This is a genomic window from Phytohabitans sp. LZ39 (assembly GCF_059359075.1).
Map to the genome: position 1 here is coordinate 75359 of NZ_JCADBM010000014.1, position 25306 is coordinate 100664.

At 72.6% G+C, this 25306-nt stretch carries 27 protein-coding genes; 21 read left to right on the forward strand and 6 right to left on the reverse strand.

What is annotated here, in order from left to right; genetic code table 11:
- From AC5L36_RS25630 to AC5L36_RS25665, 8 genes are all read left to right on the forward strand, one after another.
- Complete coding sequence (locus AC5L36_RS25630; protein ID WP_441221118.1) at positions 1 to 1017, forward strand: TIGR03842 family LLM class F420-dependent oxidoreductase; 1017 nt, start codon at positions 1 to 3, stop codon at positions 1015 to 1017.
- Between the two features lie 52 nt (positions 1018 to 1069).
- Positions 1070 to 1915: an ABC transporter permease gene (locus AC5L36_RS25635; protein ID WP_441221120.1), complete on the forward strand. Its 846-nt coding sequence runs from the start codon at positions 1070 to 1072 to the stop codon at positions 1913 to 1915.
- On the forward strand, positions 1912 to 2727 hold the full coding sequence (locus AC5L36_RS25640; protein ID WP_441221122.1) for an ABC transporter ATP-binding protein: 816 nt from the start codon (positions 1912 to 1914) through the stop codon (positions 2725 to 2727). The genes AC5L36_RS25635 and AC5L36_RS25640 overlap by 4 nt, the downstream gene beginning before the upstream one ends.
- Positions 2727 to 3569 carry an ABC transporter permease gene (locus AC5L36_RS25645; RefSeq protein ID WP_441221124.1) on the forward strand — a complete coding sequence of 281 codons (843 nt, stop codon included), beginning with the start codon at positions 2727 to 2729 and terminating at the stop codon, positions 3567 to 3569. Before AC5L36_RS25640 ends, AC5L36_RS25645 begins: the two co-directional genes overlap by 1 nt.
- A 21-nt stretch (positions 3570 to 3590) precedes the next feature.
- Positions 3591 to 4721 (forward strand): ABC transporter substrate-binding protein, encoded by a 1131-nt coding sequence (locus AC5L36_RS25650; RefSeq protein ID WP_441221126.1) that lies wholly within the window; start codon positions 3591 to 3593, stop codon positions 4719 to 4721.
- A 57-nt stretch (positions 4722 to 4778) separates the two neighbouring features.
- Positions 4779 to 5228 carry a cysteine dioxygenase gene (locus tag AC5L36_RS25655; protein WP_441221128.1) on the forward strand — a complete coding sequence of 150 codons (450 nt, stop codon included), beginning with the start codon at positions 4779 to 4781 and terminating at the stop codon, positions 5226 to 5228.
- 85 nt (positions 5229 to 5313) lie between these two features.
- Positions 5314 to 5799 carry a rhodanese-like domain-containing protein gene (locus AC5L36_RS25660; RefSeq protein ID WP_441221130.1) on the forward strand — a complete coding sequence of 162 codons (486 nt, stop codon included), beginning with the start codon at positions 5314 to 5316 and terminating at the stop codon, positions 5797 to 5799.
- 117 nt (positions 5800 to 5916) lie between these two features.
- Positions 5917 to 6390 carry a winged helix-turn-helix domain-containing protein gene (locus tag AC5L36_RS25665; RefSeq protein ID WP_441221425.1) on the forward strand — a complete coding sequence of 158 codons (474 nt, stop codon included), beginning with the start codon at positions 5917 to 5919 and terminating at the stop codon, positions 6388 to 6390.
- A gap of 83 nt (positions 6391 to 6473) precedes the next feature.
- Here the strand turns inward: AC5L36_RS25665 and AC5L36_RS25670 are convergent, their stop codons facing one another.
- Positions 6474 to 7370: an AMIN-like domain-containing (lipo)protein gene (locus AC5L36_RS25670; protein WP_441221132.1), complete on the reverse strand. Its 897-nt coding sequence runs from the start codon at positions 7368 to 7370 to the stop codon at positions 6474 to 6476.
- A gap of 158 nt (positions 7371 to 7528) precedes the next feature.
- Between AC5L36_RS25670 and AC5L36_RS25675 the strand changes: the two genes are divergently transcribed.
- Positions 7529 to 7933 carry a thiol-disulfide oxidoreductase DCC family protein gene (locus AC5L36_RS25675; protein ID WP_441221133.1) on the forward strand — a complete coding sequence of 135 codons (405 nt, stop codon included), beginning with the start codon at positions 7529 to 7531 and terminating at the stop codon, positions 7931 to 7933.
- Here the strand turns inward: AC5L36_RS25675 and AC5L36_RS25680 are convergent.
- Together AC5L36_RS25680 and AC5L36_RS25685 are read right to left on the reverse strand one after the other, a co-directional pair.
- Positions 7901 to 8734 (reverse strand): MFS transporter permease, encoded by an 834-nt coding sequence (locus AC5L36_RS25680; protein ID WP_441221427.1) that lies wholly within the window; start codon positions 8732 to 8734, stop codon positions 7901 to 7903. The two genes, AC5L36_RS25675 and AC5L36_RS25680, sit on opposite strands and share 33 nt — an antisense overlap.
- Positions 8731 to 9165, reverse strand: a complete 435-nt coding sequence (locus AC5L36_RS25685; protein ID WP_441221135.1) for a hypothetical protein — start codon at positions 9163 to 9165, stop codon at positions 8731 to 8733. Before AC5L36_RS25685 ends, AC5L36_RS25680 begins: the two co-directional genes overlap by 4 nt.
- A gap of 399 nt (positions 9166 to 9564) precedes the next feature.
- On the opposite strand from AC5L36_RS25685, the gene AC5L36_RS25690 reads away from it, so the two are divergent.
- The 5 genes from AC5L36_RS25690 (at position 9565) to AC5L36_RS25710 (ending at position 12986) form a co-directional block, all read left to right on the forward strand.
- Positions 9565 to 10167: a winged helix-turn-helix domain-containing protein gene (locus AC5L36_RS25690; RefSeq protein WP_441221137.1), complete on the forward strand. Its 603-nt coding sequence runs from the start codon at positions 9565 to 9567 to the stop codon at positions 10165 to 10167.
- 13 nt (positions 10168 to 10180) lie between these two features.
- The gene (locus AC5L36_RS25695) at positions 10181 to 10885 is read left to right on the forward strand and encodes a nucleoside/nucleotide kinase family protein (protein ID WP_441221138.1); all 705 of its coding nucleotides are present in this window, start codon (positions 10181 to 10183) and stop codon (positions 10883 to 10885) included.
- 26 nt (positions 10886 to 10911) lie between these two features.
- Positions 10912 to 11781, forward strand: a complete 870-nt coding sequence (locus tag AC5L36_RS25700) for a DUF72 domain-containing protein (protein ID WP_441221140.1) — start codon at positions 10912 to 10914, stop codon at positions 11779 to 11781.
- A gap of 95 nt (positions 11782 to 11876) precedes the next feature.
- A complete protein-coding gene (locus AC5L36_RS25705) occupies positions 11877 to 12644 on the forward strand; it encodes a hypothetical protein (RefSeq protein ID WP_441221142.1) in 768 nt (255 codons plus the stop codon).
- Between the two features lie 12 nt (positions 12645 to 12656).
- Complete coding sequence (locus AC5L36_RS25710) at positions 12657 to 12986, forward strand: hypothetical protein (protein ID WP_441221144.1); 330 nt, start codon at positions 12657 to 12659, stop codon at positions 12984 to 12986.
- A gap of 53 nt (positions 12987 to 13039) precedes the next feature.
- Here the strand turns inward: AC5L36_RS25710 and AC5L36_RS25715 are convergent, their stop codons facing one another.
- Together AC5L36_RS25715 and AC5L36_RS25720 are read right to left on the reverse strand one after the other, a co-directional pair.
- On the reverse strand, positions 13040 to 13777 hold the full coding sequence (locus tag AC5L36_RS25715) for a DUF72 domain-containing protein (RefSeq protein WP_441221146.1): 738 nt from the start codon (positions 13775 to 13777) through the stop codon (positions 13040 to 13042).
- Between the two features lie 266 nt (positions 13778 to 14043).
- Positions 14044 to 16440 carry a beta-xylosidase/alpha-l-arabinosidase gene (locus AC5L36_RS25720; protein WP_441221148.1) on the reverse strand — a complete coding sequence of 799 codons (2397 nt, stop codon included), beginning with the start codon at positions 16438 to 16440 and terminating at the stop codon, positions 14044 to 14046.
- A gap of 349 nt (positions 16441 to 16789) precedes the next feature.
- Between AC5L36_RS25720 and AC5L36_RS25725 the strand changes: the two genes are divergently transcribed.
- The 7 genes from AC5L36_RS25725 (at position 16790) to AC5L36_RS25755 (ending at position 23591) form a co-directional block, all read left to right on the forward strand.
- Positions 16790 to 18094, forward strand: a complete 1305-nt coding sequence (locus tag AC5L36_RS25725) for an extracellular solute-binding protein (protein WP_441221150.1) — start codon at positions 16790 to 16792, stop codon at positions 18092 to 18094.
- A 119-nt stretch (positions 18095 to 18213) separates the two neighbouring features.
- Positions 18214 to 19143 carry a carbohydrate ABC transporter permease gene (locus AC5L36_RS25730; protein WP_441221152.1) on the forward strand — a complete coding sequence of 310 codons (930 nt, stop codon included), beginning with the start codon at positions 18214 to 18216 and terminating at the stop codon, positions 19141 to 19143.
- Positions 19140 to 19976, forward strand: a complete 837-nt coding sequence (locus tag AC5L36_RS25735) for a carbohydrate ABC transporter permease (RefSeq protein WP_441221154.1) — start codon at positions 19140 to 19142, stop codon at positions 19974 to 19976. The genes AC5L36_RS25730 and AC5L36_RS25735 overlap by 4 nt, the downstream gene beginning before the upstream one ends.
- Positions 19977 to 20102: 126 nt before the next feature.
- Positions 20103 to 21317 (forward strand): sensor histidine kinase, encoded by a 1215-nt coding sequence (locus tag AC5L36_RS25740; protein ID WP_441221429.1) that lies wholly within the window; start codon positions 20103 to 20105, stop codon positions 21315 to 21317.
- Positions 21318 to 21344: 27 nt separating this feature from the next.
- Positions 21345 to 21563: a hypothetical protein gene (locus AC5L36_RS25745; protein WP_494909041.1), complete on the forward strand. Its 219-nt coding sequence runs from the start codon at positions 21345 to 21347 to the stop codon at positions 21561 to 21563.
- On the forward strand, positions 21560 to 22198 hold the full coding sequence (locus AC5L36_RS25750; protein WP_441221431.1) for a response regulator: 639 nt from the start codon (positions 21560 to 21562) through the stop codon (positions 22196 to 22198). The genes AC5L36_RS25745 and AC5L36_RS25750 overlap by 4 nt, the downstream gene beginning before the upstream one ends.
- A gap of 232 nt (positions 22199 to 22430) precedes the next feature.
- Entirely contained in the window at positions 22431 to 23591 is a 1161-nt protein-coding gene (locus AC5L36_RS25755) for a hypothetical protein (protein ID WP_441221156.1), read from the forward strand.
- A 181-nt stretch (positions 23592 to 23772) separates the two neighbouring features.
- Here AC5L36_RS25755 and AC5L36_RS25760 read toward each other — a convergent pair whose 3' ends face one another.
- Positions 23773 to 25266 (reverse strand): glycoside hydrolase family 43 protein, encoded by a 1494-nt coding sequence (locus tag AC5L36_RS25760; RefSeq protein WP_441221433.1) that lies wholly within the window; start codon positions 25264 to 25266, stop codon positions 23773 to 23775.
- Positions 25267 to 25306: the final 40 nt, after the last annotated feature.

A 25306-nucleotide genomic window follows, 5' to 3' on the forward strand; every position in this document is an offset into this window, starting at 1 on the left:
ATGGACATCGGCGTCGTCTTCCAGTGCGACCCACCCGCGTCCACCGTGGTCGACCTCGCGGTGGAGGCGGAGGCGGCGGGGTTCAGTCACGTGTGGACGTTCGACTCGCACCTGCTGTGGCAGGAGCCGTTCGTCATCTACTCGCAGATCCTCGCGCGGACGTCCAATGTGGTCGTCGGCCCGATGGTGACCAACCCGGGCACCCGCGACTGGACCGTGACGGCGTCGCTGTTCGCCACGCTCAACGAGATGTACGGCGCCCGCACCATCTGCGGCATCGGCCGGGGCGACTCGGCGCTGCGCACGCTCGGCCTCCCGCCCAACAGCCTCAAGGAGCTGGGCGAGTGCGTGCACGTGATCCGCGAGCTGGTGGCCGGCCGCCCGGTGACCCTGCGCGGCAACGAGGTGCGGCTGCCGTGGGTCGAGCCCGGCACCGAGCTGCCGGTGTGGGTCGCCGCGTACGGGCCGAAGGCGCTCGCCCTGACCGGCGAGGTGGGCGACGGGTACATCCTCCAGCTCGCCGACCCGGACATCGCCGCCTGGATGATCCAGACGGTGCGGGGCGCGGCCGAGAAGGCGGGGCGCGACCCGGCGGCCATCAAGTTCTGCGTGGCCGCACCGGCCTACGTCGGCGACGACCTGGCCCACCAGCGCGAGCAGACCCGGTGGTTCGGCGGCATGGTCGGCAACCACGTCGCCGACATCGTCGCGCGCTACGGCACGAGTGGGGCGGTGCCGCAGGCCCTCACCGACTACATCGAGGGCCGCAAGGGATACGACTACGCGCAGCACGGCAAGGCCGGCAACACGCACACCGCGTTCGTGCCGGACGACATCGTCGACCGGTTCTGCGTGCTCGGGCCGGTGGAGTCGCACCTGACCAAGCTGCGGGCGCTGCGCGACCTGGGCGTCGACCAGTTCGCGGTGTACCTCCAGCACGACGACAAGGAGCACACCCTCGCCGCGTACGGCGAGCACATCATCCCCGCGCTGCGCGCCGAATCAGTGGCGGCATGAGCGCGGAGCGAAGCGGAGCGCACATGCTTCGCGGTCCGCAGGGGATGGTCGCGTGAAAAGGGCGCTCGCCACCGGGATCGGCGCGGTCGTCGTGGCGGTCCTGCTGTGGGAGGCGTACAAGTGGGTCGGCAGCGACGACGGCGCCACCGTCCTCGGCGTCCGGGTGCTGCCGCGGGCGGACGACGCGGCCATGCCGCACGTCCTCGACGTGCTGCGCCGCTTCGGCGAGCCGGAGCTGGCCGGTGGTGACCCGATAGCGCTCGTCGTGCTGAAGGCGTGCCTGTTCACGCTCCGCAGTGTCGCGGTCGGGTTTGGCGCCGGCGCGCTGATCGGGCTGCTGCTCGCGGTCGTGATGCAGCGCTTTCGGGTGGTCGAGCGCGGCCTGCTGCCCTACGTCATCCTCTCCCAGACCGTGCCGCTGATCGCGCTCGCGCCGGCGATCGCCGGGTGGGGCGGGAAGCTGTCGCTCGGCTCGTACCCGTGGCAGCCCTGGATGTCGGTGGCCACGATCGCCGCGTACCTGGCGTTCTTCCCGGTCGCCGTCGGCATGCTGCGCGGGCTCCAGTCGCCGCCCGCGGTGGCCGAGGAGCTGATGCACAGCTACGCCGCCGGGTGGTGGCACACGCTCGTCAAGCTGCGGCTCCCGGCGTCAACCCCCTATCTCTTCCCCGCGTTGCGGCTCGCGGGGGCCGCGGCCGTCGTCGGGGCCGTGGTGGGCGAGATCTCCACGGGTACCCGCGGCGGCATCGGCCGCCTCGTCATCGAGTACTCCCGGGAGGCGACCGCCGACCCGGCCAAGGTCTACACCGCGATGGTCGGCGCGGCGCTGCTCGGCCTGGCCGTGGCGGGGCTCGTGGGCGCCGCCGAGTTCGCACTCAACCGACGGAGGGCCGCATGACCGAGCGCTCGCGCGAGGGGACGGCCGGCTCAGCCGCCGCTGTGGAGCTGACCGGCGTCGGCAAGGTGTTCAACCCGGGCCGCGCCGACCAGGTCGTCGCGCTCACCGGCGTCGACCTGACCGTCGAGAGTGGGCAGTTCGTGTCGCTGATCGGCCCGTCCGGGTGCGGCAAGTCCACATTGCTGCGACTCGTCGCCGACCTTGTGCCGCCCACCGAGGGCACCGTGGTCGTCGCCGGCAAGCCGGCCCGGAAGGCGCGCCTGGACCAGGAGTACGGGATCGCGTTCCAGCAGGCCGGCCTCTTCGACTGGCGCACCGTGCAGCGCAACGTCGAGCTGCCCCTGGAGCTGCGCGGCGCCTCCCGCGCGGAGCGCCGCGAGCGGGCCCGGGAGATGCTCGACCTGGTCGGGCTCGGCGACTTCGCCGGCCACTACCCGCCGCAGCTGTCCGGCGGGATGCAGCAGCGGGTGGCGATCGCGCGGGCCCTGGCGGTACACCCGCCGCTGCTGCTGATGGACGAGCCGTTCGGCGCGCTCGACGAGATGACCCGCGAGCGGCTCCAGGACGAGCTGCTGCGGATCTGCGCGCGCACCGGCACCAGCACGATCTTCGTCACCCACTCGATCCCCGAGGCGGTGTACCTCTCCAACCGGGTCGTCGTCATGTCCCCGCGCCCCGGCCGGATCACCGACACCGTCGAGATCGACCTGGGTCCGCGCTCCGACGCGACCCGGCAGTCGGCCGGCTTCTTCGCGGGCATCACGAAGGTCCGCAAGGCGCTGCGCGGTGCGCCCGCGGAGGTGTCGGCCTAGTGACCGCGACCGTCGACCCGATCGCCGCGACCGACCCGACGGCGCCGATCACGCTTGGCCGCCGGCGGCGCCGCCGCGGGCTGTCCGGTCTGGTCCGCGGCCTGCTGCCGCCGCTGGTCGTCGGCGTCGGCGGGCTCGCGCTGTGGGAGCTGATCGTCAAGGCGGGGCGGGTCGCGCCGTTCATCCTGCCGGCGCCGAGCGCGATCTGGGAGCAGTTCTGGCTCAGCCGCGAGGTGATCTGGAAGACCGGCCTGGCCAGCGGCACCAACGCGCTGGTCGGCCTGGTCGCCGGCGCGGTGCTCGGCATCCTCGCGGCGATGGCCGCCAGCCGCTTCCGGCTGCTCGGCGAGGCGTCGATACCGGTCGCCGCGGCGCTCAACGCGCTGCCGATCATCGCGCTCGCGCCGATCCTCAACAACATGTTCGAGTCGACCAGCAGCATCCCGCGCCGCGTGGTCGTCGCGATCGTGGTGTTCTTCCCGGTCTTCGTCAACACGCTGCGCGGGCTGCGCCAGGTCGACCCCACCCACCGGGAGCTGATGGACAGCTACGCCGCCGGCGGCTGGACGTTCACCCGGCTGGTGCGGCTGCCCGGCGCCCTCCCGTTCGTGTTCACCGGTCTGCGCCAGGCGTCCTCCCTGGCCGTGATCGCGGCGGTGGTCGCGGAGTACTTCGGCGGTCTACAGGACGGCCTCGGCTCCCGGATCACCTCGGCGGCGGCGAACACCGCGTACCCGCGCGCCTGGGCCTTCGTGGTCGGCGCGTGCGTGCTCGGCCTCGTGTTCTACGCCGCCGCGCTCGCCCTGGAGCGGATCGCCACGCCGTGGCGCCGTTCCGGATAACCAAACCCCTTGGAGGATGCGATGAGAAGGTTGATTGGCGGCGCGCTCGCGGGTGTCCTCGCGCTCGCCGCGTGTGGCACCGCGGACGAGTCGGGAACCCCGAGCGGTGACGCCACCGGCGGCACCAAGACGGTCAAGCTCCAGCTCCAGTGGTTCGTGCAGGCCCAGTTCGCCGGGTACATCGCCGCGGTCGACAAGGGCTTCTACAAGGAGCAGGGCCTCGACGTGCAGATCCTGGAGGGCGGCGTCGACATCGTGCCGCAGACGGTGCTCGCGCAGGGGCAGGCCGACTTCGCGGTCGCGTGGGTGCCGAAGGCGCTCGCCTCGCGCGAGCAGGGCGCCCAGATCACCGAGATCGCCCAGGTCTTCCAGCGCTCCGGCACCTACCAGGTGTCGTTCGCGGACAGCAACATCAAGGCGCCGGCCGACCTCAAGGGCAAGAAGGTGGGCAACTGGGGCTTCGGCAACGAGTTCGAGCTGTTCGCCGGGATGACCAAAGCCGGACTCGACCCGGGCAAGGACGTCACGCTGGTGCAGCAGCAGTTCGACATGCAGGCCCTGCTGCGGCGGGACATCGACGCGGCGCAGGCGATGAGCTACAACGAGTACGCGCAGCTGCTCGAGGCGAAGAACCCGAAGACCGGTCAGCTGTACCAGCCCGCCGACTTCACGGTGCTCAACTGGAACGACGTCGGCACCGCCATGCTCCAGGACGCGGTGTGGGCCAGCAGCGAGAAGCTGAACGACAGCGCGTTCCAGGACACGGCGACGAAGTTCCTGACCGGCTCGTTCAAGGGCTGGGCGTACTGCCGGGACAACGCCGAAGAGTGCCGTGACCTGGTGGTCAAGCGCGGCTCGAAGCTCGGCGCCAGTCACCAGCTGTGGCAGATGAACGAGGTCAACAAGCTCGTCTGGCCCTCGCCGGCCGGCGTCGGCATGCTCGACGAGAACCAGTGGAAGCAGACCGTCGACCTGTCGCTGACCACGAAGAACCAGGACGGCCAGACGGTCATCACCAAGCAGCCGGAGGGCACGGCCTACACCAACGACTACGTCCAGAAGGCGCTGAACGCGCTCATGGCGCAGGGCGTCGACGTGAAGGGTACGTCCTTCGCGCCGAAGACGGTCGAGCTCGAGGAAGGCGGCGCGTAGAAGAGATTCGCGCCATCCCTACTAGACCGATGGGGTTTATAGGGTAGGGTATGGGCCATGACGTTGTTTCCGGACTTGCTCGCCGCGACGCGGCGGTGGGCGTCGGACCCCGACTCGTGGCCCATCCAGCCCCAGTACGACCCGGACGAGCGGTGGTACGCGCGGATCGCGGCGACCCGTGAGCACGAGGTCTGGCTCCTGACCTGGCTGCCCGGCCAGGAGACCGACTGGCACGACCACGGCGGCTCGGCCGGCGCGTTCACGGTGGTGTCCGGCGCCCTTGTCGAGCGGACGGTCAGCGGCGGGCGGGTGCGCCACCTGGACCTGCCCGCCGGCGCCGGCCGCCGCTTCGGGGCGCACCACGTGCACGGCGTCGCCAACCGGGGCGCCGTGCCGGCGATCAGCATCCACGCGTACGCGCCGGCGCTGCGGTCGATGACCCGCTACCGCCTGCTGGACGGCAAGCTCCGCGTGGCCGAGGTCGAGCGGGCGGGGGTCTCGTGGTGAGCCCGAGGAGTGAGCGTCGGCGGCCCGAAGCCGCCGACGGCGGCCCGCTCGCGAGCCCCGCGGTCGCGAACGAAAGGTGGGCACGGTGAGGACGGCACTGGCGTGTCCGGGCCACACGGGGGCTCCGGCCGGTTCGCGGGGGATCGACGAGATCCTGGCCGAGGCGCGGGCCAGGCTGCGCCGGCTGGAGCCCGAGGAGGCGCACCTCGCGTACCGCCGCGGCGCGCCCCTCGTCGACATCCGCCCGGCCGCCCAGCGCGCCGCCAACGGCGAGATCCCCGGCGCGCTGATCGTCGAGCGCAACGTCCTGGAGTGGCGCTTCGACCCGCGCAGCGCCGCGAAGCTTCCGATCGCCGGCCGGTACGACCTGCCCGTGATCGTCTTCTGCCAGGAGGGCTACACGTCCTCCCTCGCGGCCGCGGCCCTTCAGGACCTCGGGCTGCACCGCGCCACCGACGTCGCGGGCGGCTTCGCCGCCTGGCGCCTGGCCGGCCTGCCCGCCTTCGGCCCCGCCGACGTCTACGCGTATCTCGAGGCCACGGGTGACCCCCGCTTACGGCCGGCGACCTGAGGAGACTTCCCGATGACCGTGACCGCCATCCCGCAGCGCCGGCATCCCCAGCAGCTCACCGGGCCGGGCCGCGCGCCGAGACGCCCGGCGGGCGCTCCCTCGTCCCCGGCGCTGACCGTGACGTTCACGGTGCCGCTGGTCGGCGAGTCGATGAGCCCGCAGGCGTTCCGCCTGCTTGAGGTGGTCCGCGACCTGGTCGAGCGCGGCGAGGGCACGGTGACGATCACGCCGACCCCGGTGCCCCCGGCGCCACTCGCGCTGCCCATGGCGATGGAGGTGGCCGGCGCGCCCGGCCACCTCCACGTCTCCCGCGACTCCCGCACGGTCCGGCTCGGTGGCACGCCGCTCGAGCTGACCCGCCTGGAGTTCGACCTGCTGGTCTTCTTGGCCGAAAACCCGCGCCGCGTCTTCACCCGGCTCCAGCTGCTCGGCGCCGTCTGGGGCTACGAACACGCGGTGGCCCGCACGGTCGACGTCCACGTCCGCCGCCTGCGCGCCAAGGTCGGCGAAAAGATCCCTCTGATCACCACGGTCTACGGCGTCGGCTACCGCCTCTCCGACGACGCCCACGTGTCCCTGGCCGACGCCTAACCCCTCCCCGAGTCGATCAGGGACTTGGTGGGCGGGTCGCCCGGCGCGCCACGCCACCAACTCCCTGATCGACATTGCGTGAGCTAATGCTTGACGTCGACCACCAGGCGCGTGGGGTTCGTGAGGAGCATCACGCGGAAGCCGGTGCGCTTGCTGGTGTCGGCGAAGACGGCGACCGTGCCGTTCTCGTGGGCCACGATGGACACGGCGCGCAGCCGGGTTAGTCCGACGTGGATCTGGCGGGGGCCGGCGATCTGGGCCGGTGCCGTCGTCAGGGGCACCAGTCCGATGTAGACCCTGGTCGGGTTGGGCACGGTGTAGGCGACGTTGATCAGCGGAAACCGTGCGGTGCGCAGGTCGACCACGAGCCGGTCGTAGCCGGGGTGCGCGCCGGTGCGGACGCCGCCGATCGACACGATGTCGGGCAGCGGAGGCGCGCCGCCCTGGAAGCGGGCCGTGCCGAACGGCTGGGTCGGCTGGTGCGCCACGTCGACGGCGATCCGCGGCGGGTTGGACAGGCGCAGGACGCGGAAGCCGACCCGGTCGGCCAGCCCCAGGCCGGCGACGATGTGGCCCTCGAACGCGCCGCCGAACTTCACCTGCCGCAGGGTCGGGTAGCCGGGGTTGACCACCTTGTTCATGTTCACGGTGGTCGAGGGGACGCCGGTGAATGCGATGCGCAGGTCGGCCGGGCCGTCCAGCGGGATCGGGTGGCCGCTGGCGACGCCTTCCAGCGGGGCGTACTCGACGCGGTAGGCGGGCGTGCCGCCGGCGAAGTCGAACACCACCCGGTCGTACCGGTCGTGCCGCCCGTGCCGCACCCCGGTGAGCACCGGTCTGTCCGGCGGGGCCGTGGCCGTGCCCACGACGGGCGCGGTCCGGGTGGGCGCGGGCAGGTCGGCGGTGCCGGCGGCCGCCCCGGTCGCCACGAGCAGCGGTGTGGCGAGGGCCACCACCGCGAGTGGGTACTTGATCCACATATCGTCCTCCCTGGGGTTGTGATGGGAGGCAGACGCGGCAGGGGGGCGGCCGGTTTACCGCCGGCGTGCGGCACCATTGAGCGGGAGTCGCGAGGCTACGGCCTTGCGCACGACGGCGGACGAGCGCCGAGCGACGGAGCGGAGCAGGCAGGGTGGGTATGGATCGTCCGACCTTCGTGTACGACGGTGACTGCGCCTTCTGCACCACGTGCGCGGAGTTCGCCAAGCGGCGCGTGTCCACGGCGGCGCGGATCGTGCCGTGGCAGTTCACCGACCTCGACGCGCTCGGGCTGACCGAGGCCCAGTGCGCGGAGGCGGTGCAATGGGTCGACCCGGCCACCGGCGCCACCGCCGCCGGCCCGGACGCGATCGCGCTGCTGCTGCGCTCCAGCCGGCCCTGGTGGCGGGCCACCGGCGCGGTGCTCCGCGTGCCGCCGGTGCGCGCGCTGGCCTGGCCGGTGTACCGCTGGGTGGCCCGCAACCGCCACCGCATGCCGGGCGGCACGCCCGCCTGCGCCGTCCCGCGGCGGTCAGGTCTGGGCGACTCGCGCCCGAGCGCGTAGCCACTCGATCGGGCGCACCTTCTCCAGCGGCAGAAACGACGTCATCGCCACCAGGTGCGGGGCGAACGAGATGGTGATCGCCGCGTACGTGAACAGGTGGAACGAGTAGAAGAACCCGATCCCGGCGTACCGCCAGCGGCCGCGCAGCGCGAAGATGAGCGGGCTGGCCAGCTCGAACGCCACGATGCCGATCTGCGCCGCGATCAGCAGGTAGGGCACCTGGGCGATCAGGTCGGCGAAGTCGGTGCCCCGGCGGATGATCGCGCGGGCCAGCACCGAGCTCCACAGCCAGTCGACGCCGCCGAAGCGGAGCTTGGCGAACGCGGCCAGGAAGTACGTGCACACCACCGCGATCTGGGTGACCCGCAGCGCCCACCCGCCGGCCTCGGTCGGCGTGGCGTCGCCGTGGCGGGCCCGCCCCACGGTGGGCAGCACCGCGAGCGCCACGAGGAAGCCGAACCGGTCGTGGTCCACCTTCCCGTAGCTCATCGCGATGACCATCCACTCGAAGTAGAGCGCGAAGACGGTCCAGCCCAGCGCGCGCGGGGCGCGGCCGGTCGCGGCGGCCAGGCTCGTCACGACCAGGAGCCAGAAGATCCCGTGGACGAGCAGGGGAGTGGGAGTGGGCAGCGGCAGCAGGCGACCGACGAGCAGCGGCTGGTAGAGGTCGCCGGGCACGTCGGCGTGGGTGCGCACCCAGGGTGTGACGACGGTGATGTCGGCGACGACGAAGAGGTAGACGAGCGTGCGGAACGCCGCGATCCGCCCGCGTGGCACGGGCTCGAAGAGCCACCGCTTCACAGCCGCCACGACGCCACCACCTTGTCGGTGTGGGTGCGGGTGGGGCGGCTGTCGCGCACGCCCTCGTACCGGATCACGATGCGCACCTCGACGAGCGCGGGTGCGTCCGGGTTGCGGGCCACGTAGGCGTCGGCGACCTGCCGCAGGCGGGACGGATCGCCCTGGTACGCCGCCATCTGCCCCTCGATCTCGGCCCGCCGGATGCCGGTGCTCCGCTCGGTGAGCGACACGACCGCGCCGGTGGTGTCGACGCCCTCCACGCGGGTGTCCGGGGCCGGCTCGTCGGCGCCGGGTGCCGTCGAGTACATCCGGAAGGGGCCGAACGGGAAGTCGTCGTCGACGCCCGACAGGGTGCCGGCCAGCAGCAGCACGCCGGCGGCCACGGTGGCCAGCAGGCGCGCGGCGCGCCCACGGGTCGTCAGCGTGTCCACAGCACGGTGACGATACCCGACCGATTGTCACTGAGCGTCCGTGGCCCTTTCACCGCGCAATCGCGAAAGCCAGCGAGAGATATCGATTCCTGCAAAGGTTGTCGATTGTCACATTTCTGCAACGCCCACGCCTATTGACCGGGGACCGGGCGTACCGGGACCATCGTGACATGCGGTCTGTTGGGGATACTCGTGTGCCTTCTGCGATCCTATTCGTCCTACCTTACGCGTGGGTCTCTCCCTGGTCGGAAACCGTTTGACGGGTGGAATGTTGCCGGAAATTCCTCCGGCGGCACCGCTGTAAAGAACTCGAGTTTCCTGGGGATTCGTCTCGCGTACTTAACGCCGGCCCAATTCGCGTGCCGGACGCGGGCGATATCCGATCGTTGAGGAGGACCCATGTCGGTCGTCGCCACATCCACGCGCACCGGCTGGCACATGTCGCAGCCACCGGGCCCCGGCAGAGCGCCCGGCGGACGCCGCCCAGCCGGCGGCTCGCCCACACTCACTGTGACGTTTTCGATCCCACTCGCCAGCGACGACGGGCTCACCCCACAGGCCTTCCGTCTCCTCGAGGTGGCACGCGAGCTCGTCGAGCGCGGTGAGGGCACCGTGAGCCTCTCGCCGCCACCCACGGAGCCCGCCCTGGGCGACGACGGCGACGAGCCGATTCCGAGCGTCACCGGGCCGGCCGGCGAGGGCACCTTGCGCGTGCTGGCCGCCTCCCGCACGGTGCTGCTCGGCGACGAGACGCTGCGGCTCACCCGGCTCGAGTTCGACCTGCTGCTCTTCCTGGCGGAAAACCCGCGCCGCGTGTTCAGCCGCCTCCAGCTGCTGACCGGCGTCTGGGGGTACGAGCACGCCGGCGCGCGCACCGTCGACGTGCACATCCGCCGCCTCCGCTCCAAGATCGGCATGCACGTGCCGCTGGTCACGACGGTGTACGGGGTGGGCTACCGCCTCGCCGACGACGCCCACGTGATCGTGGAGCGCGACGCCTGATAAAGCTGGTGGGATGCGCGTGCGTCCCATCGCTCCTGACCTGCTGGTCGACGAGCTGGCCGACCGGCTCGCCGCCGACCGCCCCGGGCAGTGGCTCCGGGTCGCGGTCGACGGGCCGCCGCCGGCGACCCCGGAGATCCTCGCCGCCGCGCTGGTCGACCCGCTCCGCGCCCGCGGGCGGGCCGCCGTCCACATCCCGGCCGGCGGCTTCCTGCGGCCGGCGTCGCTGCGTCTCGAGTTCGGGCGGGACAACCCGGACGCCTTCTACACCGCCTGGCTCGACGAAGACGGGCTGCGCCGCGAGGTGCTCGACCCGCTCGCGCCCGGCGGCACGGGCGAGGTGCTGCCCAGCCTCTGGGATCCGGCGACCGACCGCGCCACCCGCGCGCCCTACCTGAGCGTCCCGCCCGCCGCCGTCGTGCTGGTGAGCGGCCAGCTGCTGCTCGGCGGCGGCCTCCCGTTCGACGTGGCGCTGCACCTGGTCGTGTCGCCCGCCGCGCTCGACCGGCGGATGCCGGCCGACCTGCGGTGGACGCTGCCCGCCTACGCCCGCTACGCCGACGAGGTAGCCCCGGCCTCCTTCGCCGACGTGGTCGTGCGCGTGGACGACCCACGGCATCCCGCGCTGGTGCTGCCAAGATCCGATCCGAGGAGCGGAGCGACGAGGCCGGATCGCGGCGGCACCTGGGCGGCCAGCGAGCGAAGCGAGCGCGGTTAGCACAGCGCTGGTGCAGACTGGGTGACGTGGGTGAGATCAAGGTAGGCACCGCCTCCTGGACCGACCGCACGCTGCTCGAATCGGGGTGGTACCCGGCGAGCGCCGACACGCCGGAAAAGCGCCTCGCCTTCTACGCCGAGAAGTATCCGCTGGTCGAGGTCGACGCCACCTACTACTCGCCGCCGGCCGAGCAGACCGCCGCGCTGTGGGCGGCCCGCACCCCGCCCGGCTTCACGTTCAACATCAAGGCGTTCAGCCTGCTCACCGGCCACCCCACCAAGGTCTCGGCGATCTACAAGGACATCCGGCCGGAGACCGAGAAGAAGAGCATCTACCCCGGCGACCTCGAACCAGCCGCGTACGAGCAGGTGTGGGAGCGGTTCCTCTCCGCCCTCCAGCCGTTGGTCGACGCCGGCAAGCTCGGCGCGTTGTTGTTTCAATTTCCGCCCTGGTTCACCATCCGCCGGTCCAACAAGCAGTACCTGCTGGAGGTGCAGCGCCGGGTGCGGCCGTTACGCGCCGTGTACGAGTTCCGCCACGCCTCCTGGTTCGACGGCGGAAACCGCGACGAGACGCTGGAGTTCCTGCGCAAGCACAAGCTGCCGTACGTCTCGGTCGACATGCCGCAGGGGCACAAGTCGTCGGTGCCGCCGGTCCTCGCCGCGACGGCCGACCTGGCGGTGGTGCGTTTCCACGGGCACAGCGAAAAGTGGACGAGCAAGGACATCCACGAGAAGTTCGGCTACCTCTACAGCGACCGCGAGCTGAAAGAGTGGGCGCCGAAACTGAAGAAGCTGGCCAGCGAGACGGCACAGACGCACGTTCTGACCAACAACTGCTACCGCGACTACGCGCAGCGGAACGCGAGCCAGCTCGTCGAGCTGCTGGGGGAGTAGCGTGATACCCCCTCCCGGGGTCGGTTAGGCGACTGCGGAAGGGAGTGCCGTCCCAGAAACTGTCCTGGTCGTCGAGGACGCCAAGGAGGTAGCTGATGGGGTGGAGGCTCAATCCGGCTCTGACCGCGTTTCGGGTGGCCGTCGACGCCCGCTACCCGCACCGCGACACCAAGTCGGACGGCACGATCGGCGACAAGGCCCACCAGACCCGCAAGTCCGACCACAACCCCGACAAAGACGGTTCGGTCGACGCGTGGGACATGGACGTCGAGCTCAACGGCCGCGGCAAGCCGTACGCGGAGGACGTCGAGCACCTCAAGCGCGTCTTCCAGGCGCACGAGGCGTCCCGCTACTGGATCCACGACGACCAGATCGCCGAACGCGCCAACGACTGGCGCCGCCGGCCGTACAAGCCGGACGACCCCGACCGCAACAAGCACATCAAGCACGTCCACTGGAACACGCGCCAGTCGATGGAGCGTTCGAAGGCGCTCTGGCGCGTCGGCGACGACGAAGACCTCGACACCGAGCAGGCGAAGCTGCTGCTGGACGTGCAGTTCCTGCTGTGCCGCGCGGTGCCCAACCCGGCCGGCAAGGGCCGCGTGCCGCTGCACGTGTGGGCCGGCTGGCTGACCGGCGCGGTCAAGTCGCTGGCCATCGCCACCGCCGGCGCCGACGAGGCCACCAAGGCGCAGCTGCGCCGCGACCTCGACGACCTGGACGCCCAGGTGCGGCCGTCCAGCGACGACGCCATCGAGGCGGTCCGCGCCGCCGACGACCTGGAAGACATCGTCCGCCGCCTCCGCGAGGTGCTCGGCGACCAGACCACCGCCGTCGGCACCCACCTGCTCAACGGCTTCTGAAAGGACGAAAGGGTGACCCCCGACCAGGCAAAGCTGCTCAAGGACTCACACTTCGTGCTGGCCCGCGGAGTGCCCAACCCGGCCGGCAAGGGCCGCGTGCCGCTGCACGTGTGGGCCGGCTGGATGACCGGCGCGGTCAAGGCGCTGGCCACCGCGGTGTCGCGTGTGGACGAGGCGACGAAGGCGCAGCTCAAGGCCGACCTGGACAAGCTACAGGCCCAGCTGGCCGGCGCCGCCGACGCCGACCCGGGCGACTCGGCCATCGAGATCGCCGCCCGCCTCCGCGTCGAGCTCGGCGACAAGGCCGCCGAGGTGGGGGCGCTGCTCGTCGCCCGCGACTGACGTTCTCCAGGCGGACTTCCCGGGTCCGCGTCACTCGTGGACGCGGATCCGGGTCAAGGGGTGCGGGTCGTGGGGAGCTCGCGGCGGCGGGCGAGTGTCGCGAACGTCGAGGCGTCGGCGACGGCGGCGCAGCCGGGGTCGTTGTTGAAGTAGACGTACGTGTCGACCGACGGGTCGACGCGGTCCAGCCACGACCGCAGCGCCGCCCGCCCGTAGTGCGGCCAGGGGCGGGCGCGGCCCTCGTGCATGCGCAGGTAGCCGAAGTCGGCCGTGTGCCACAGCGGCGTGACCGGGCGGCCCTTGCGGTCGGCCCAGCACAGGGCCGCGTTGTGTCCTTTGAGGACGGACTCGGTCTCGGGCGTCCACCACGACGCGTGCCGCGGTTCGACCGCCACGCGCACGTCGCGCGGGAAGAGGGCCAGCGTCGCGTCCAGCGTGTCCGGGTCGGCGCGCAAGGTGGGCGGCAGCTGGAGGAGCACCGGCCCGAGGCGGTCGCCGAGCGCCGTCGCGCGTTCGAGAAACCGGGCGACCGGCTCCTCGGGGTCGCGCAGGCGCTTGACGTGGGTGAGGTAGCGGCTGACCTTCACCGCGACGCAGAAGTCGTCCGGTGTGCGGGCCCGCCACTTGGCGAACGTGTCGCGTTCGGGCAGCCGGTAGAACGCGTTGTTGACCTCGACGGTGGCGAAGTGCTCGGCGTAGTGCTCCAGCCAGAGCCGCTGCGGCAGCCCTTCGGGGTAGAAGGGGCCGCGCCAGTCCCGGTACTGCCAGCCGGACGTGCCCACGTGGATCACGCCTGCTCAGTACCCGCTCCGCCCCGTGATCAAAAGCTGCCACGAGCCGCGGCTGAGCGGTCTTTCACCACGGCGGACATGAGGAGTCAGGAATCCGCGCGCACCTAGCCACGGCCGGGGCCGTAAGGACCCGGCGCAGCCGCCGGGGTGAGCGTGACCAGCGGCGGACGGGTGAGGCCGCGGGAGCAACGGCATGGACCACGGCGGGCATCGCGGTAGCTCAAATCTCAATAGGGGGTCGAAGCCACCCCGACTCCGGAAGGTCTCTAGTGGAGGGTGACCTCCGTGGTGAGCTGGCGGTCGGTGCCGACCTCGCGCTCGGCGCCGACGAGGCGGAGCGCGACGGTGTGGGCCACGTCGGTGCTGGAGCGGGAGAGGCGCAGCTCCAGCGCGCCCGGCTCGACGACCCGCGTGCCGGCCAGCCCGGTGAACGCGGACAGGTCGGCGTGCACCCGGAAGTCGACGCGGCGGGACTGGCCCGGTGCGAGCGCCACCCGCGCGTACCCGATCAAACGGACCACCGGGCGGGTGACCTGCGCGACCGGGTCGTGGAGGTAGAGCTGGACCACGTCGGCGCCGGGGCGGTCACCGATGTTGTGCACGGTCATCGAGACGGTGACCGCGCCCTCGGTCGGCACCTCGACCGGGTGGTCGGGGTCGTGCGGGGCGCCGTCGACGCGGACCCCGTCCCAGGCGAAGGCGGTGTAGGACAGGCCGTGCCCGAACGGGTACAGCGGCGTCGGGTCGACCGACGTGACCGAGGAGGCGTGCGCGAGCGGCGGGCCGAGGTAGGTGGTGGGGCCGCCGGCGGGTCGGCGGGGGACGCTGACCGGGAGGCGGCCGGACGGGCAGACCCGGCCGGACAGGACGCCGGCGACCGCGGGGCCGCCCTCCTCGCCGGGGAAGAACGCCTGCACGGTGGCGGCGAGCCGGTCGGCGTAGGCGCCCAGCGCGTACGGGCGGCCGGTCAGCAGCACCGCGACCACCGGCTTTCCGGTGTCGAGCAGCGCCTCCAGCAGGGCGCCCTGCGCCCCGGGCAGGTCGAGGCTCTCCACGTCGCAGCCCTCGCCGGAGGTGCAGGAGTCGCCGAAGATGCCCGCGCGGTCGCCGACCACGGCGACCACCACGTCCGCGGCCTGCGCGGCCGCCACGGCCGCGGCGAAACCCGCGGTGTCGGAGCCGTTGACCTCGCAGCCGGGCACGTGGGTGACGGTCGCGCCGGGCAGCTCGGCGCGGAGCGACTCCAGCGGACTGGGGATCGCCACGCCGGTCGGCAGCTGCGGGTGGTGGATGCCCACGTGCGCCGGGAACGTGTAGCAGCCGAGCATCCCGGTCGAGCCCTCGGCGAGCGGGCCGACCATGGCGATCCGGGCGTCCGGGCGGAGCGGGAGGGCGCCGCCGTCGTTGGCGAGCAGCACCACCGACTCCTCGGCGACCTCGCGGGCGAGGGCCCGGCCGGCCGGCGGGTCGAGGTCGATCAGGCCGTCGATCGGCGCGTCGCCGGCGGCCTCGACCTCGGCGGGGAACGGCTGCCAGTCGCTGTCGAGCAGGCCCAGCTCGAGCTTCTGCCGGAGCACGCGGGCGGCGGCCCGGTCGACGAGCGCCTCGGAGACCTTTCCTTCGCGTACCGCTTCGACGAACGCCGGGCCGAAGCACCGTACCGCCGGAAGCTCGACGTCGACCCCGGCGGCGAGCGCGACCGCGGCGGCCTGGACCGGCCCGTCGGCCAGGCCGTGGTGCAGCTCCAGGAAGGACACGCCGAAGTAGTCGGCGACCACGGTGCCGGTGAAGCCCCACTCGTCGCGGAGCAGGCCGGTCAGCAGCTTGGCGCTCGCCGCGGGCGGCAGGCCGTCGATCTCCGTGTACGCGTGCATCACCGACCGGGCGCCGCCGTCGCGCAACGCCATCTCGAACGGGAACAGCAGCACGTCGGCGAGCTCGCGCGGACCCATGTGCACGGGCCCGAAGTTTCGCCCGGCGCGGGAAGCGGAGTATCCGACGAAGTGCTTGAGCGTGGCCACCACGCCGGCCGACTCCAGCCCGCGCACGTACCCGGTGGCGAGCGTCGCGACGAGGTACGGGTCTTCGCCGAGGGTCTCCTCGGTGCGGCCCCACCGGGGGTCGCGGGTGACGTCGAGCACCGGGGCGAGGCCCTGGTGCACGCCGAGGCGGCGCATGTCGGCGCCGATCCGGGCGGCCATCCGCTCGACCAGCGCGGGGTCGAACGTCGCGCCCCAGGCCAGCGGCGTCGGGTAGACGGTGGCGCCCCAGGTCATCACGCCGGTGAGGCACTCCTCGTGGGCGACGGCCGGGATCCCGAACCGGCCGGCGGCCACGATCTCGCCCTGCACGCGAGCCAGCGCCCGGGCGCCCTGCGCCGGGTCGATCGGCGCGGTGCCGAACGGGCGGGAAAGCTGCCCCAGGCCGGTGCGGATCAGCCCGGTCCAGTCGAGCGTGTCGCCGACCAGCTCGTGCTGCTGCGGCGCCATGTCGTCGGGCGTGGCGTTCGCGCCGAGCCAGACGCCGTACAGCTGGGCGACCTTCTCCTCGAGCGTGAGCCGGCCCAGCAGGTCGGTGACCCGCTTGTCCGCCGGGAGGCTCGGGTCCTGCCAGGGCTCGGGGATGGTCACCGCGTCCGGCGCCGCGGCGCTCCGATCACTCATGGAGGAGTGTCTCCTGTCGTCTGCATCGCGTTGTTTCGGGCATGTTCCGGTATCCGCCTGCGCCTCCGATGCCGGGCTTCCGGGCCGCTCGGATCATCTTCCGGGATGTTTCCGGAACATCTTTCGGGCGTTTGGCGGTCTAGGTTGCCTTACGGTAACGCTTGTATCCGCCCAGCGATAGGGCTTGACCGCTAGTTCACGTCGTCGTAGCGTGCGCCACATCACCTTGAATTATCGGGCCGACGCCGAAAACTTCCGGGCACCTGGCGTCGGCTCCGCGACTGGCCTATCGGACCCACCACGGCCGCGAGCGAGCCGTTACGCTCCGGCCCACCCGAAGGGATGGCACATGACGACCCCCTCATACTTCTCGCGCCGATCGGTCCTGGGCCTCGCCGGCCTGGGCGCCGGCGCGGCGCTGCTCGGCGGCTGTGGCGACGACGGCTCCGGCGACTCCGGCAACAGCGGGGGCGGATCGGCCACGATCGACTGGTGGCACATCTCCAACGTCGACCCGATGCTGACCACGTGGGCCAACCTGGCCAAGGACTTCCAGACCGCCAACTCGGGCGTGGAGATCAAGATCACCCCGTTGGAAAACGAGGCCTTCAAGGCGAAGCTGACCACCGTCACCCAGGCGGGCACCCCGCCGGACATCTTCCACTCGTGGGGCGGCGGCGTGCTCAAGCAGCAGGTCGAGGCGGGTCTGGTCAAGGAGATCGACCTCGGTGACGCGGCCGCCAACATCAACAAGAACGGCCTGGACATCTACAAGGTCGACGGCAAGCAGTACGGCGTTCCGTTCGACCTCGGCATGGTCGGCTTCTGGTACAACAAGGAGCTCTTCGACAAGGCCAAGATCGCGGCGCCGCCGGCCACCTGGGGCGAGTTCATCGACGCGGTCGGCAAGCTGAAGACCGCCGGTGTCACGCCGATCGCCCTGGCCGGCTCGGAGAGCTGGACCGCCCACTTCTACTGGGCCTACCTGGCGATCCGCGTCGCCGGCGTCGACGGGCTCGCCGCGGCGGCCGCGGACGGCTCGTTCGACCAGCCCGACTTCGTGGCCGCGGGCGCCCGGTTCAAGGAGCTCATCGACCTCGACCCGTTCCAGAAGGGCTTCCTCGGCGCCAAGTACTCGGCGACCGACGGCCAGGCTGCCATCATGGGCAACGGCCAGGCGGCGATGGAGCTGATGGGGCAGTGGGCCCCGACGACCGAAGCGGCGTACTCCACCACGAAGAAGGGCATCGGCGAAAAGCTGGGCTTCTTCCCGTTCCCGGCGGTCGACGGCGGCAAGGGCTCGCTCGAAGACGCGTTCGGCGGCGGCAACGGCTTCGCGCTCGGCAAGGACGCGCCGCCGCAGGCGACCGAGTTCATCAAGTTCCTGCTCTCGGCCGACAGCCAGCGCAAGGGTGCGTCGAGCGACTCGATCCTGCCGGTGACCGCGGGCGCCGAAGACGCGCTCAAGGACGCCAACCTCAAGTCGGTGCACGCGGCCATCGCCAAGGCGCCCAAGTTCCAGCTCTACCTCGACCAGGCTTACGCGCCGGCGGTCGGCACGCAGGTCAACGACAGCGTCGCCGAGCTGGTGGCCAAGAAGGCCACGCCGGAGAAGGTCGCGCAGGACATCGCCAAGGTCGCGAAAAACCAGTAGCCGCTTTGAAAACGACGACGCAGGGGCCGGAAGGACGGCTTCCGGCCCCCTCTTCCCACCGGACCGCCACCCGCGCCGAGGCCCGCCGGGGGCTCGCCCCCGACCAGCTTCGGCCGCGGGTGGATGGTTCGCTGCGCCGACGCCGCCGCCTCGACAAACTGACCGTCGCGCTGTTTCTCGCCCCCGCGCTGGCGATCTTCGCGGTGCTGGTGGTCGGGCCGATCGCGCTCGCGATCTACACCAGCCTCTTCAAGTGGAACGGGTTCGGCGGGCTGCCGGAAAACTTCGTCGGCCTCGACAACTTCCGCCGGCTGATCGAGGACGACATCTTCATCGGCGACCTCAAGCGCGGCCTGATCCTGGTGCTGCTCTCGGTCTTCGTGCAGCTGCCGGTCGCGCTCGGCCTCGCGCTGCTGCTCAACCAGCCGCTGCGCGGGCGGGCCTTCTACCGCCTGGTGTTCTTCGCGCCGTACGTGCTCTCCGAGGTCATCACGGCCGTCCTGTTCACGATGGTCTTCTCGCCCAACCAGGGCCTGACCAACCAGCTGATGTCCGCGATCGGCCTGGAAGGCCTCCAGCAGGAGTGGCTGGCCGACACCTCGACCGTGCTGTACGCGCTGTTCTTCGTGATCAGCTGGAAGTACTTCGGCCTGCACATGATCCTGTACCTGGCGGGGCGGCAGGGCATCCCGAAGGAGCTGACCGAGGCGGCGGTCACCGACGGCGCGGGGAGCTGGCAGGTGTTCCGCCACGTGACGCTGCCGCTGCTCGGCCCGACGATCCGGATCAGCATCTTCCTGTCGATCATCGGTGCGATCCAGCTCTTCGACATGGTGTGGGTGCTCACCGGCGGCGGCCCGATCCACGCCTCGGAGACCATGGCGGTCACGATGTTCCAGTACGGCTTCCGCCGCTCCGAGGTCGGGTACGCCAGCGCGATCAGCGTCGCGATGTTCCTCATCAGCCTCGTGTTCGCGCTGCTCTACCAGCGGTTCGTCATGCGCCGTGACATCGAGGGCGCCATCACCACCATGCGGGAGAAGCGATGAGTACGCGGTCCGGGACGCGGGTGCGCCACTTCTGGCTGCACGTGATCGCGATCGTCGTCGGCGCGGGCGTCATCGTGCCGGTCGCCTTCGGCGTGCTGGGCGGCTTCAAGGACAACGGGCAGCTCTCCAACAACCCGTTCGCGCTGCCCAGCCCGTGGGTGCCGGAAAACTACACCAGCATCCTGCGCTCCAGCAGTTTCTGGCGGCCGCTGTTCAACAGCACGCTCATCGCGGTGGCCACGGTGGTGCTGCTGGTGCTGGTGGCCGCGATGGCCGCGTACGTCTTCGCCCGCTTCAACTTCCGCGGCCGCGAAGGCCTCTACACGCTCTTCGCCGCGGGGCTGATGTTTCCGTTCGCGGTGGCGATCCTGCCGCTGTTCGTGCTGCTGCGCGAGCTGAGCCTGCTCAACAGCCCGCTCGGCGTGATCCTGCCGCAGGTCGCGTTCGGGCTGCCGATGACGATCATCATCCTGCGCGCGTTCTTCCGCACCATCCCGGGAGAGGTCGAGGAGGCGGCGATCCTCGACGGCTGCACCCCGTTCGGCTTCTTCTGGCGGATCCTGCTGCCGATGGCCCGGCCGGCGCTCGCCACCGTCTCGGTGCTGGCGCTCGTGGCCAGCTGGAACAACTTCATGCTCCCGCTCGTCGTCTTCACCGACCCGAGCTGGTGGACGCTCCCGGTGGGCGTGCAGCAGTTCCAGGGCCAGTACGCCTCCGACACCGCGCGCATCCTCGCGTACGTGGTGCTGGCGATGATCCCGGCGCTCGCGTTCTACGCGGTCGCGGAGCGCCAGCTCGTCGGCGGCCTCGCGTCGGGCGCGACGAAGGGCTGAGCTCCCGTCCCGCCCGCCGCTCCGCGGGGGCGGCGGGCGGGAGCGGTGGGCCCTCGTGACCGGGCTCGGCGCGCGGGGCGGCGGCCCTCGCGACCGGGCTCGGCGGGGAGAATGGGCCGGGTGAGGATGCCGGCCCCGCTCTCCCCGCTGGTGAGCGGCACGACCTACCGCCGTGGCGTGCACCTGCTGCTCGGCGGCGTGATCCTCCTGCCGTACCTGCTGCTGGGCGTCGTGTTCGCCGACATGCTGGCCGGTCCGCGCGGCGGGCGCACGGCGGCGCTGCTCCTGCTCGTCGCGGCCGCGGCGATCGCCGCCGTGCCGGCCTTCCTGCGCGGCACCCGCTCCCTGGAGATCGCCGCCGCGCGGGCGCTGCTCGGCGTCGACCTGCCCGACCCGCCGCCCGGACCCGTCGCGCGGGAGACCCGGGTGCGGGGCGCGCTCTGGTACGCCACCCACCTCGCCACCGGTGGCGTCGTCGCCGGCGGGCTGCTGGTGGCGGTGCCGATGGCGCTGGTGTTCGCGGCCGGGTGGTTCGGCGTCAGCACCGACGCCACCGACGGGCTGCGGCTGGGCCCGCTCGACGAGGGCGACACCGGGTGGCTGACGCTGGTGGGGCTGATGCTGCTCGTCGCGCTCGTGTACGCGGTGGCCGGCCTCGGCGCGCTCGCCGCCCTGATGGCCCCGGTGCTGCTCGGCCCGTCGACGGCGGAGCGCATCGCCGCCCTGGAGGCGCGGGCGGCCGGCCTGGCCGAGCGCAACCGGCTGGCCCGCGAGCTGCACGACTCGGTGGGCCACGCCCTCACGGTGACGACGCTCCAGGCGGCGGCCGCCCGCGAGGTGCTGGACGCCGACCCCGACTTCGCCAAGCGGGCGCTGTCCGCGATCGAGGAGACCGGCCGGGCCGCGATGGCCGAGCTCGACCACATGCTCGGCCTGCTCCGCGACGGTCCCGCCGCCGCTCGCGCGCCCCAGCCGACGCTCGCCGACCTGGACCGCCTGGTCGCCGACGCCCGGATCGAGGTGCGCCTCGACCGGGCCGGCCCGCTGGCCGACCTGCCGGCGGTGATCTCCCGGGAGGGGTACCGGATCGTGCAGGAAGGGCTCACCAACGCCGCCCGGCACGCCGGCGGCCAGCCGGTGGCGCTGCGCGTGGCCGTGGCGGGTGAGACGCTCGCGATCGAGCTGACCAACCCGGTCGCCGACGGCGCGACAGCCGGCGGCGGGCGCGGGCTGGCCGGCATGCGGGAGCGGGTGACGCTCCTCGGCGGCGACATGACGGCCGGCCGCGACGGCGGCGTCTGGCGGATAGCGGTCCGGCTCCCTTCGGGAGCGGCCCGGTGAGCGCGGGCGACCCTGACGACGCGGCGGGTGCGGGAGGCGCGGCGGGTGCGGGCGGCGCGGCGGGTGCGGGAGGCGCGGTGGGCGCGGGCGGCGCGGCGGGTGCGGGAGGCGCGGTGGGCGCGGGCGGTGCGGATGGCGCGGGCGACCCTGACGACGCGGCGGGTGCGGGAGGCGCGGCGGGCGCGGGCGGCGCGGGCGGCGCGGGCGGCCCGTCGCGGTCGGGTCCGCGTCGGGTGGAGGGCGTGACGCGGGTGCTCGTGGTCGACGACGAGGAGCTGATCCGGGTGGGGCTGCGGGCGATCATCGCGGCCCAGCCGGACCTCGACGTGGTCGGCGAGGCCTCCGACGGCGCGGAGGTGACGCCGCTCGTCGCGAAGCTGCGGCCGGACGTCGTGCTGATGGACGTGCGGATGCCCGACATCGACGGCATCCAGGCCACCCGCCACCTGCTCGCCACCTCGGCCAGCCCGCCGAAAGTGCTGGTCGTGACCACGTTCGAAAACGATGAATACGTATACGACGCGCTCCGCGCCGGCGCCAGCGGCTTCCTGCTCAAGCGGGCCCGGCCGGCCGAGGTGGTCGACGCGATACGCGTGGTGGCGCGCGGCGAGTCGCTGCTCTTCCCGGCGGCGATCCGGCGGCTGGCCGGCGCCTACGGTGCGCGCCGCCGCCTGCCCGGGCCGGCCCTCACCGAGCGGGAGGCCGAGGTGCTCCGCCTCGTGGCGGCCGGGCACTCCAACGCGGAGATCGCCGCCGACCTCGTGCTCGGCGTGGAGACGGTCAAGACCCACGTTGGCAACGTGCTCGCCAAGCTCGGCGCCCGCGACCGCACCCAGGCGGTCGTGCTCGCCTACGAGTCCGGGTTCGTGACGCCGGGCTGAGCTCCCGGGGGAGGCGGCTCCCGTTCCCGGCCGGGTTCGTGACGCCGGGCTGAGCTCCCAGGGGAGGCGGCTCCCGTTCCCGGCCGGGTTCGTGACGCCGGAATGAGCTCCCAGGGGAGGCGGCTCCGGTTGCCGGCCGGGTTCGTGCCCCTGGGTGACTCCCTCGCGCGGGGGAGGCGGTTCCCGTTCCGGCGGGAGGTGTCGACGGCGTGCGCCCGCGAACGTGAGAGGCATGACCAGATCTCACGCCGCCGCGGCCTGGGCCGCGCTCTACGGCACGCTCGCGCTCGTCTGGACGGCGACCGGACGCGGCTTCCCGTTCGGCACCAACGACCCGGCGGGCGACGCCTCGCTCCTGCGCGGGCTCCCGGCCGAGGTGGGCGCCCCGCTCTTCGCGGTGGTGCTGCTCGCGACCGCGGTCGCCGCGCTCAGCCTGCCCACCCTCAACCCGCGGGGCGCCGCCCGCACCGCCCTGCTCGCGGCGGGCTGGTCCGTGGTGGCGGTGCTGCTCGTGGTCGTGCCCGACATGCGCCTGCTGGCCCGCGCCGGCTACGCGCCGATGCTGATCGTGGGTGCCCCGTTCGGGTGGCCACCGGTCGATTTTGCCGACGTGTTCACCTGGCCCGTGATCAACATGGCGGTGAGCGTGCTCGGCGGGCTGCTGCTGGCGCGGGCGCTGCTCGCCTGGCAGTTCCGCACCGCCGGCGCGTGCGTCTCCTGTGGACGGAAGGGCGGCACGGCGTCCGCGGCGCGCGTCGCCCGGTGGGGGCGGCGGGCGGCATACACGGCCGTCGCGATCCCGGTGCTCTACGCGGTGACCCGCTTCGGCTGGCTCGCCGTCGTGCTGCTGGGCGTGGTCGAGCTGGACCCGGCCGACTTCGACGACGACTCGGTGGTGTGGGCCGGGGCGGGGCTGGGGGCGTTCGCCTGCGTGGGCGCGGTGCTCACGCTCGGCCTGGTGCAGCGCTGGGGCGAGGTATTTCCCCGCTGGATGGTCGGGCTGGCCGGCAAGCGGGTGCCCGTCAAGCTCGCCACCGTGCCCGCGACGGTCGTGGCCATCTTCATCACCTCGGCCAGCCTTGGCCTGCTCAGCTCGGGCGCGATGAGCCACCTCGGCGACGAAGGGGTGTGGCTCGTCGCGCCCATGCTGCTCTGGCCCGTCTGGGGCGTCGCGCTGGGCGCGGCGACACTGGCCTACCACCTCCGCCGCCGCGGCACCTGCCGGGTCTGCGGCGCCGGCGACCAGGAAGCGCCGACGACCGCGTCGCCCACAGTGCGCGGCGCTGGCGGTCAGGGAGCGTCGATAACCGCGTCGCCCACAGTGCGCGGCGCTGGCGGTCAGGGAGCGCCGACGACCGCGCCCGCGGCGGGCTCACGATCATCGGCGCCGTGAGCGGAGCCGCGGATTGGGCTTGGCGCGCGGAGGTGGCAGTGGAGGCCGGGGGTTTCGGCTCGCCCGCGAGCCGCCGGCCGGAGCGGTCTCCGGCGGGAGCGGCGGTCCGCCGGTGACGCGGACCCGGGAAAGGAAATCAGGGGTGCTCCGGGTCCGCCGCGAACGGCGGACCCGGAAGCCGCTAGAGGTCGTCGCCGTCCTGTTCGTAGGCCAGCCAGTCGAAGCGGACCGTGCCGGACACCGCGTACATGCCGATGACCCGGCCGGTGAAGCCGCCGGCGACCTGGGTCGACAGGTAGCGACCGTCGAGCTCGTCGAGCACGACGAAGCGGCCGGTCGGTGTCTCGTAGCCCAGGCGCACCACGTCCGGCTCCTGCCTCGGGTGGTCGGGGCTGGGGCCAGACGGCTGGGTCTCCACGCGCAGCACGACCGGGCCGTCCGGCACCGGGCCGGCCGAGCGCCACCGGTCGAGCGCGCCGACCCGGGCCCGCACGCCCACCTCGCCGCCGCCGGCCTCGACCTCGTAGTGGTGCTGTTCGTCGAGGCGTACCGCCAGGCCGCCGCGGCCCTCGGCGGCGTCGACCAGCGCGCGTACCCGGCAGGCGTGGTGCTGCTGGCGGCGGCCGATGAACGACACCGACGGGTCGTCGAGCGAGCCGTCCTGCGCGTGCAGGGTGAGCCAGCCCGGGCGGTCCTTGAGCGACCAGGCGTGCGCCGGCCGGGAGCGGATCGAGATCCAGCACGGGCGCAGGTCGGCGCCGTCGAAGTCGTCGCGGGCCGGTGGCACCGGCACCGGCTGTGGCGGGAGGCCGCCGCTCATCCGGGTGTCCACCTCGCCGACGACCGGCCAGCCGTCGACCCAGGTGACCGGTGCCAGGAACGTCTCCCGCCCGAGCACGTGCCAGCCGGGTGGGCCGCCGCGCGGTCGGGTGCCGAGGAAGACCAGCCACCACGAGCCGTCGGCCGCCTGGACCAGGTCACCGTGGCCGGTGTTCTGGATCGGGTGGTCGGTGCTGCGGTGGCTGAGGATCGGGTTGTGCGGGCAGGGCTCGAACGGCCCGTCCGGCGCCGGCCCGCGGGCCACCGAGATGCCGTGCCCGGAGTCGGTGCCGCCCTCGGCGATCAGCAGGTACCAGGTGCCGTCGACCTCGTAGAGGTGCGGGGCCTCGGGCCACTGCGCGCCGGGTGTGCCGGACCAGATCTTGCGGGGGGTCTCCAGCGCGGCGCCGGTCGCGAGATCGACCCGGACCTGCTGGATGCCCATGAACGTGCACCAGGCGGTGCCGTCGGCGTCCCAGGCGAGGTCGGGGTCGATCCCGACGTCCGGCAGCCACACCGGGTCGGACCACGGGCCGGCCGGGTCGGTGCTGGTCACGACCAGCGTGCCGGCGTGCGGCACGACCGACGTGATCAGGTGGAACCGGCCGTCGTGGTAGCGGAGCGTGGGCGCGTACACGCCGCCGGAGGAGGGGGTGCTCGGCGGCAGGTCGAGCTGGGTGGTGCGGTCCAGCGCGTTGCCGATCTGCTCCCAGTGCACGAGATCCTGGCTGCGGAAGACCGGCACGCCGGGGAAGTACTCGAAGCTGGAGCAGGCGAGGTAGTAATGCCCCCCGACCCGGCAGATGCTCGGGTCGGGGTGCATTCCGGGGATGACGGGGTTGGCGAAGGTGCCGATCGGATCCTCCCGTCCGGTGCGTCACACGGCACCCCGTGGG

Coding starts and splice junctions, on each gene's coding strand:
- AC5L36_RS25720 (WP_441221148.1), bottom strand. CDS start 16,440: ATGAGTGATCGGAGCGCCGCGGCGCCGGACGCGGTGACCATCCCCGAG.
- AC5L36_RS25670 (WP_441221132.1), bottom strand. CDS start 7,370: ATGTGGATCAAGTACCCACTCGCGGTGGTGGCCCTCGCCACACCGCTG.
- AC5L36_RS25725 (WP_441221150.1), top strand. CDS start 16,790: ATGACGACCCCCTCATACTTCTCGCGCCGATCGGTCCTGGGCCTCGCC.
- AC5L36_RS25630 (WP_441221118.1), top strand. CDS start 1: ATGGACATCGGCGTCGTCTTCCAGTGCGACCCACCCGCGTCCACCGTG.
- AC5L36_RS25705 (WP_441221142.1), top strand. CDS start 11,877: ATGGGGTGGAGGCTCAATCCGGCTCTGACCGCGTTTCGGGTGGCCGTC.
- AC5L36_RS25675 (WP_441221133.1), top strand. CDS start 7,529: ATGGATCGTCCGACCTTCGTGTACGACGGTGACTGCGCCTTCTGCACC.
- AC5L36_RS25640 (WP_441221122.1), top strand. CDS start 1,912: ATGACCGAGCGCTCGCGCGAGGGGACGGCCGGCTCAGCCGCCGCTGTG.
- AC5L36_RS25755 (WP_441221156.1), top strand. CDS start 22,431: ATGACCAGATCTCACGCCGCCGCGGCCTGGGCCGCGCTCTACGGCACG.
- AC5L36_RS25650 (WP_441221126.1), top strand. CDS start 3,591: ATGAGAAGGTTGATTGGCGGCGCGCTCGCGGGTGTCCTCGCGCTCGCC.
- AC5L36_RS25655 (WP_441221128.1), top strand. CDS start 4,779: ATGACGTTGTTTCCGGACTTGCTCGCCGCGACGCGGCGGTGGGCGTCG.
- AC5L36_RS25735 (WP_441221154.1), top strand. CDS start 19,140: ATGAGTACGCGGTCCGGGACGCGGGTGCGCCACTTCTGGCTGCACGTG.
- AC5L36_RS25695 (WP_441221138.1), top strand. CDS start 10,181: ATGCGCGTGCGTCCCATCGCTCCTGACCTGCTGGTCGACGAGCTGGCC.
- AC5L36_RS25690 (WP_441221137.1), top strand. CDS start 9,565: ATGTCGGTCGTCGCCACATCCACGCGCACCGGCTGGCACATGTCGCAG.
- AC5L36_RS25740 (WP_441221429.1), top strand. CDS start 20,103: ATGCCGGCCCCGCTCTCCCCGCTGGTGAGCGGCACGACCTACCGCCGT.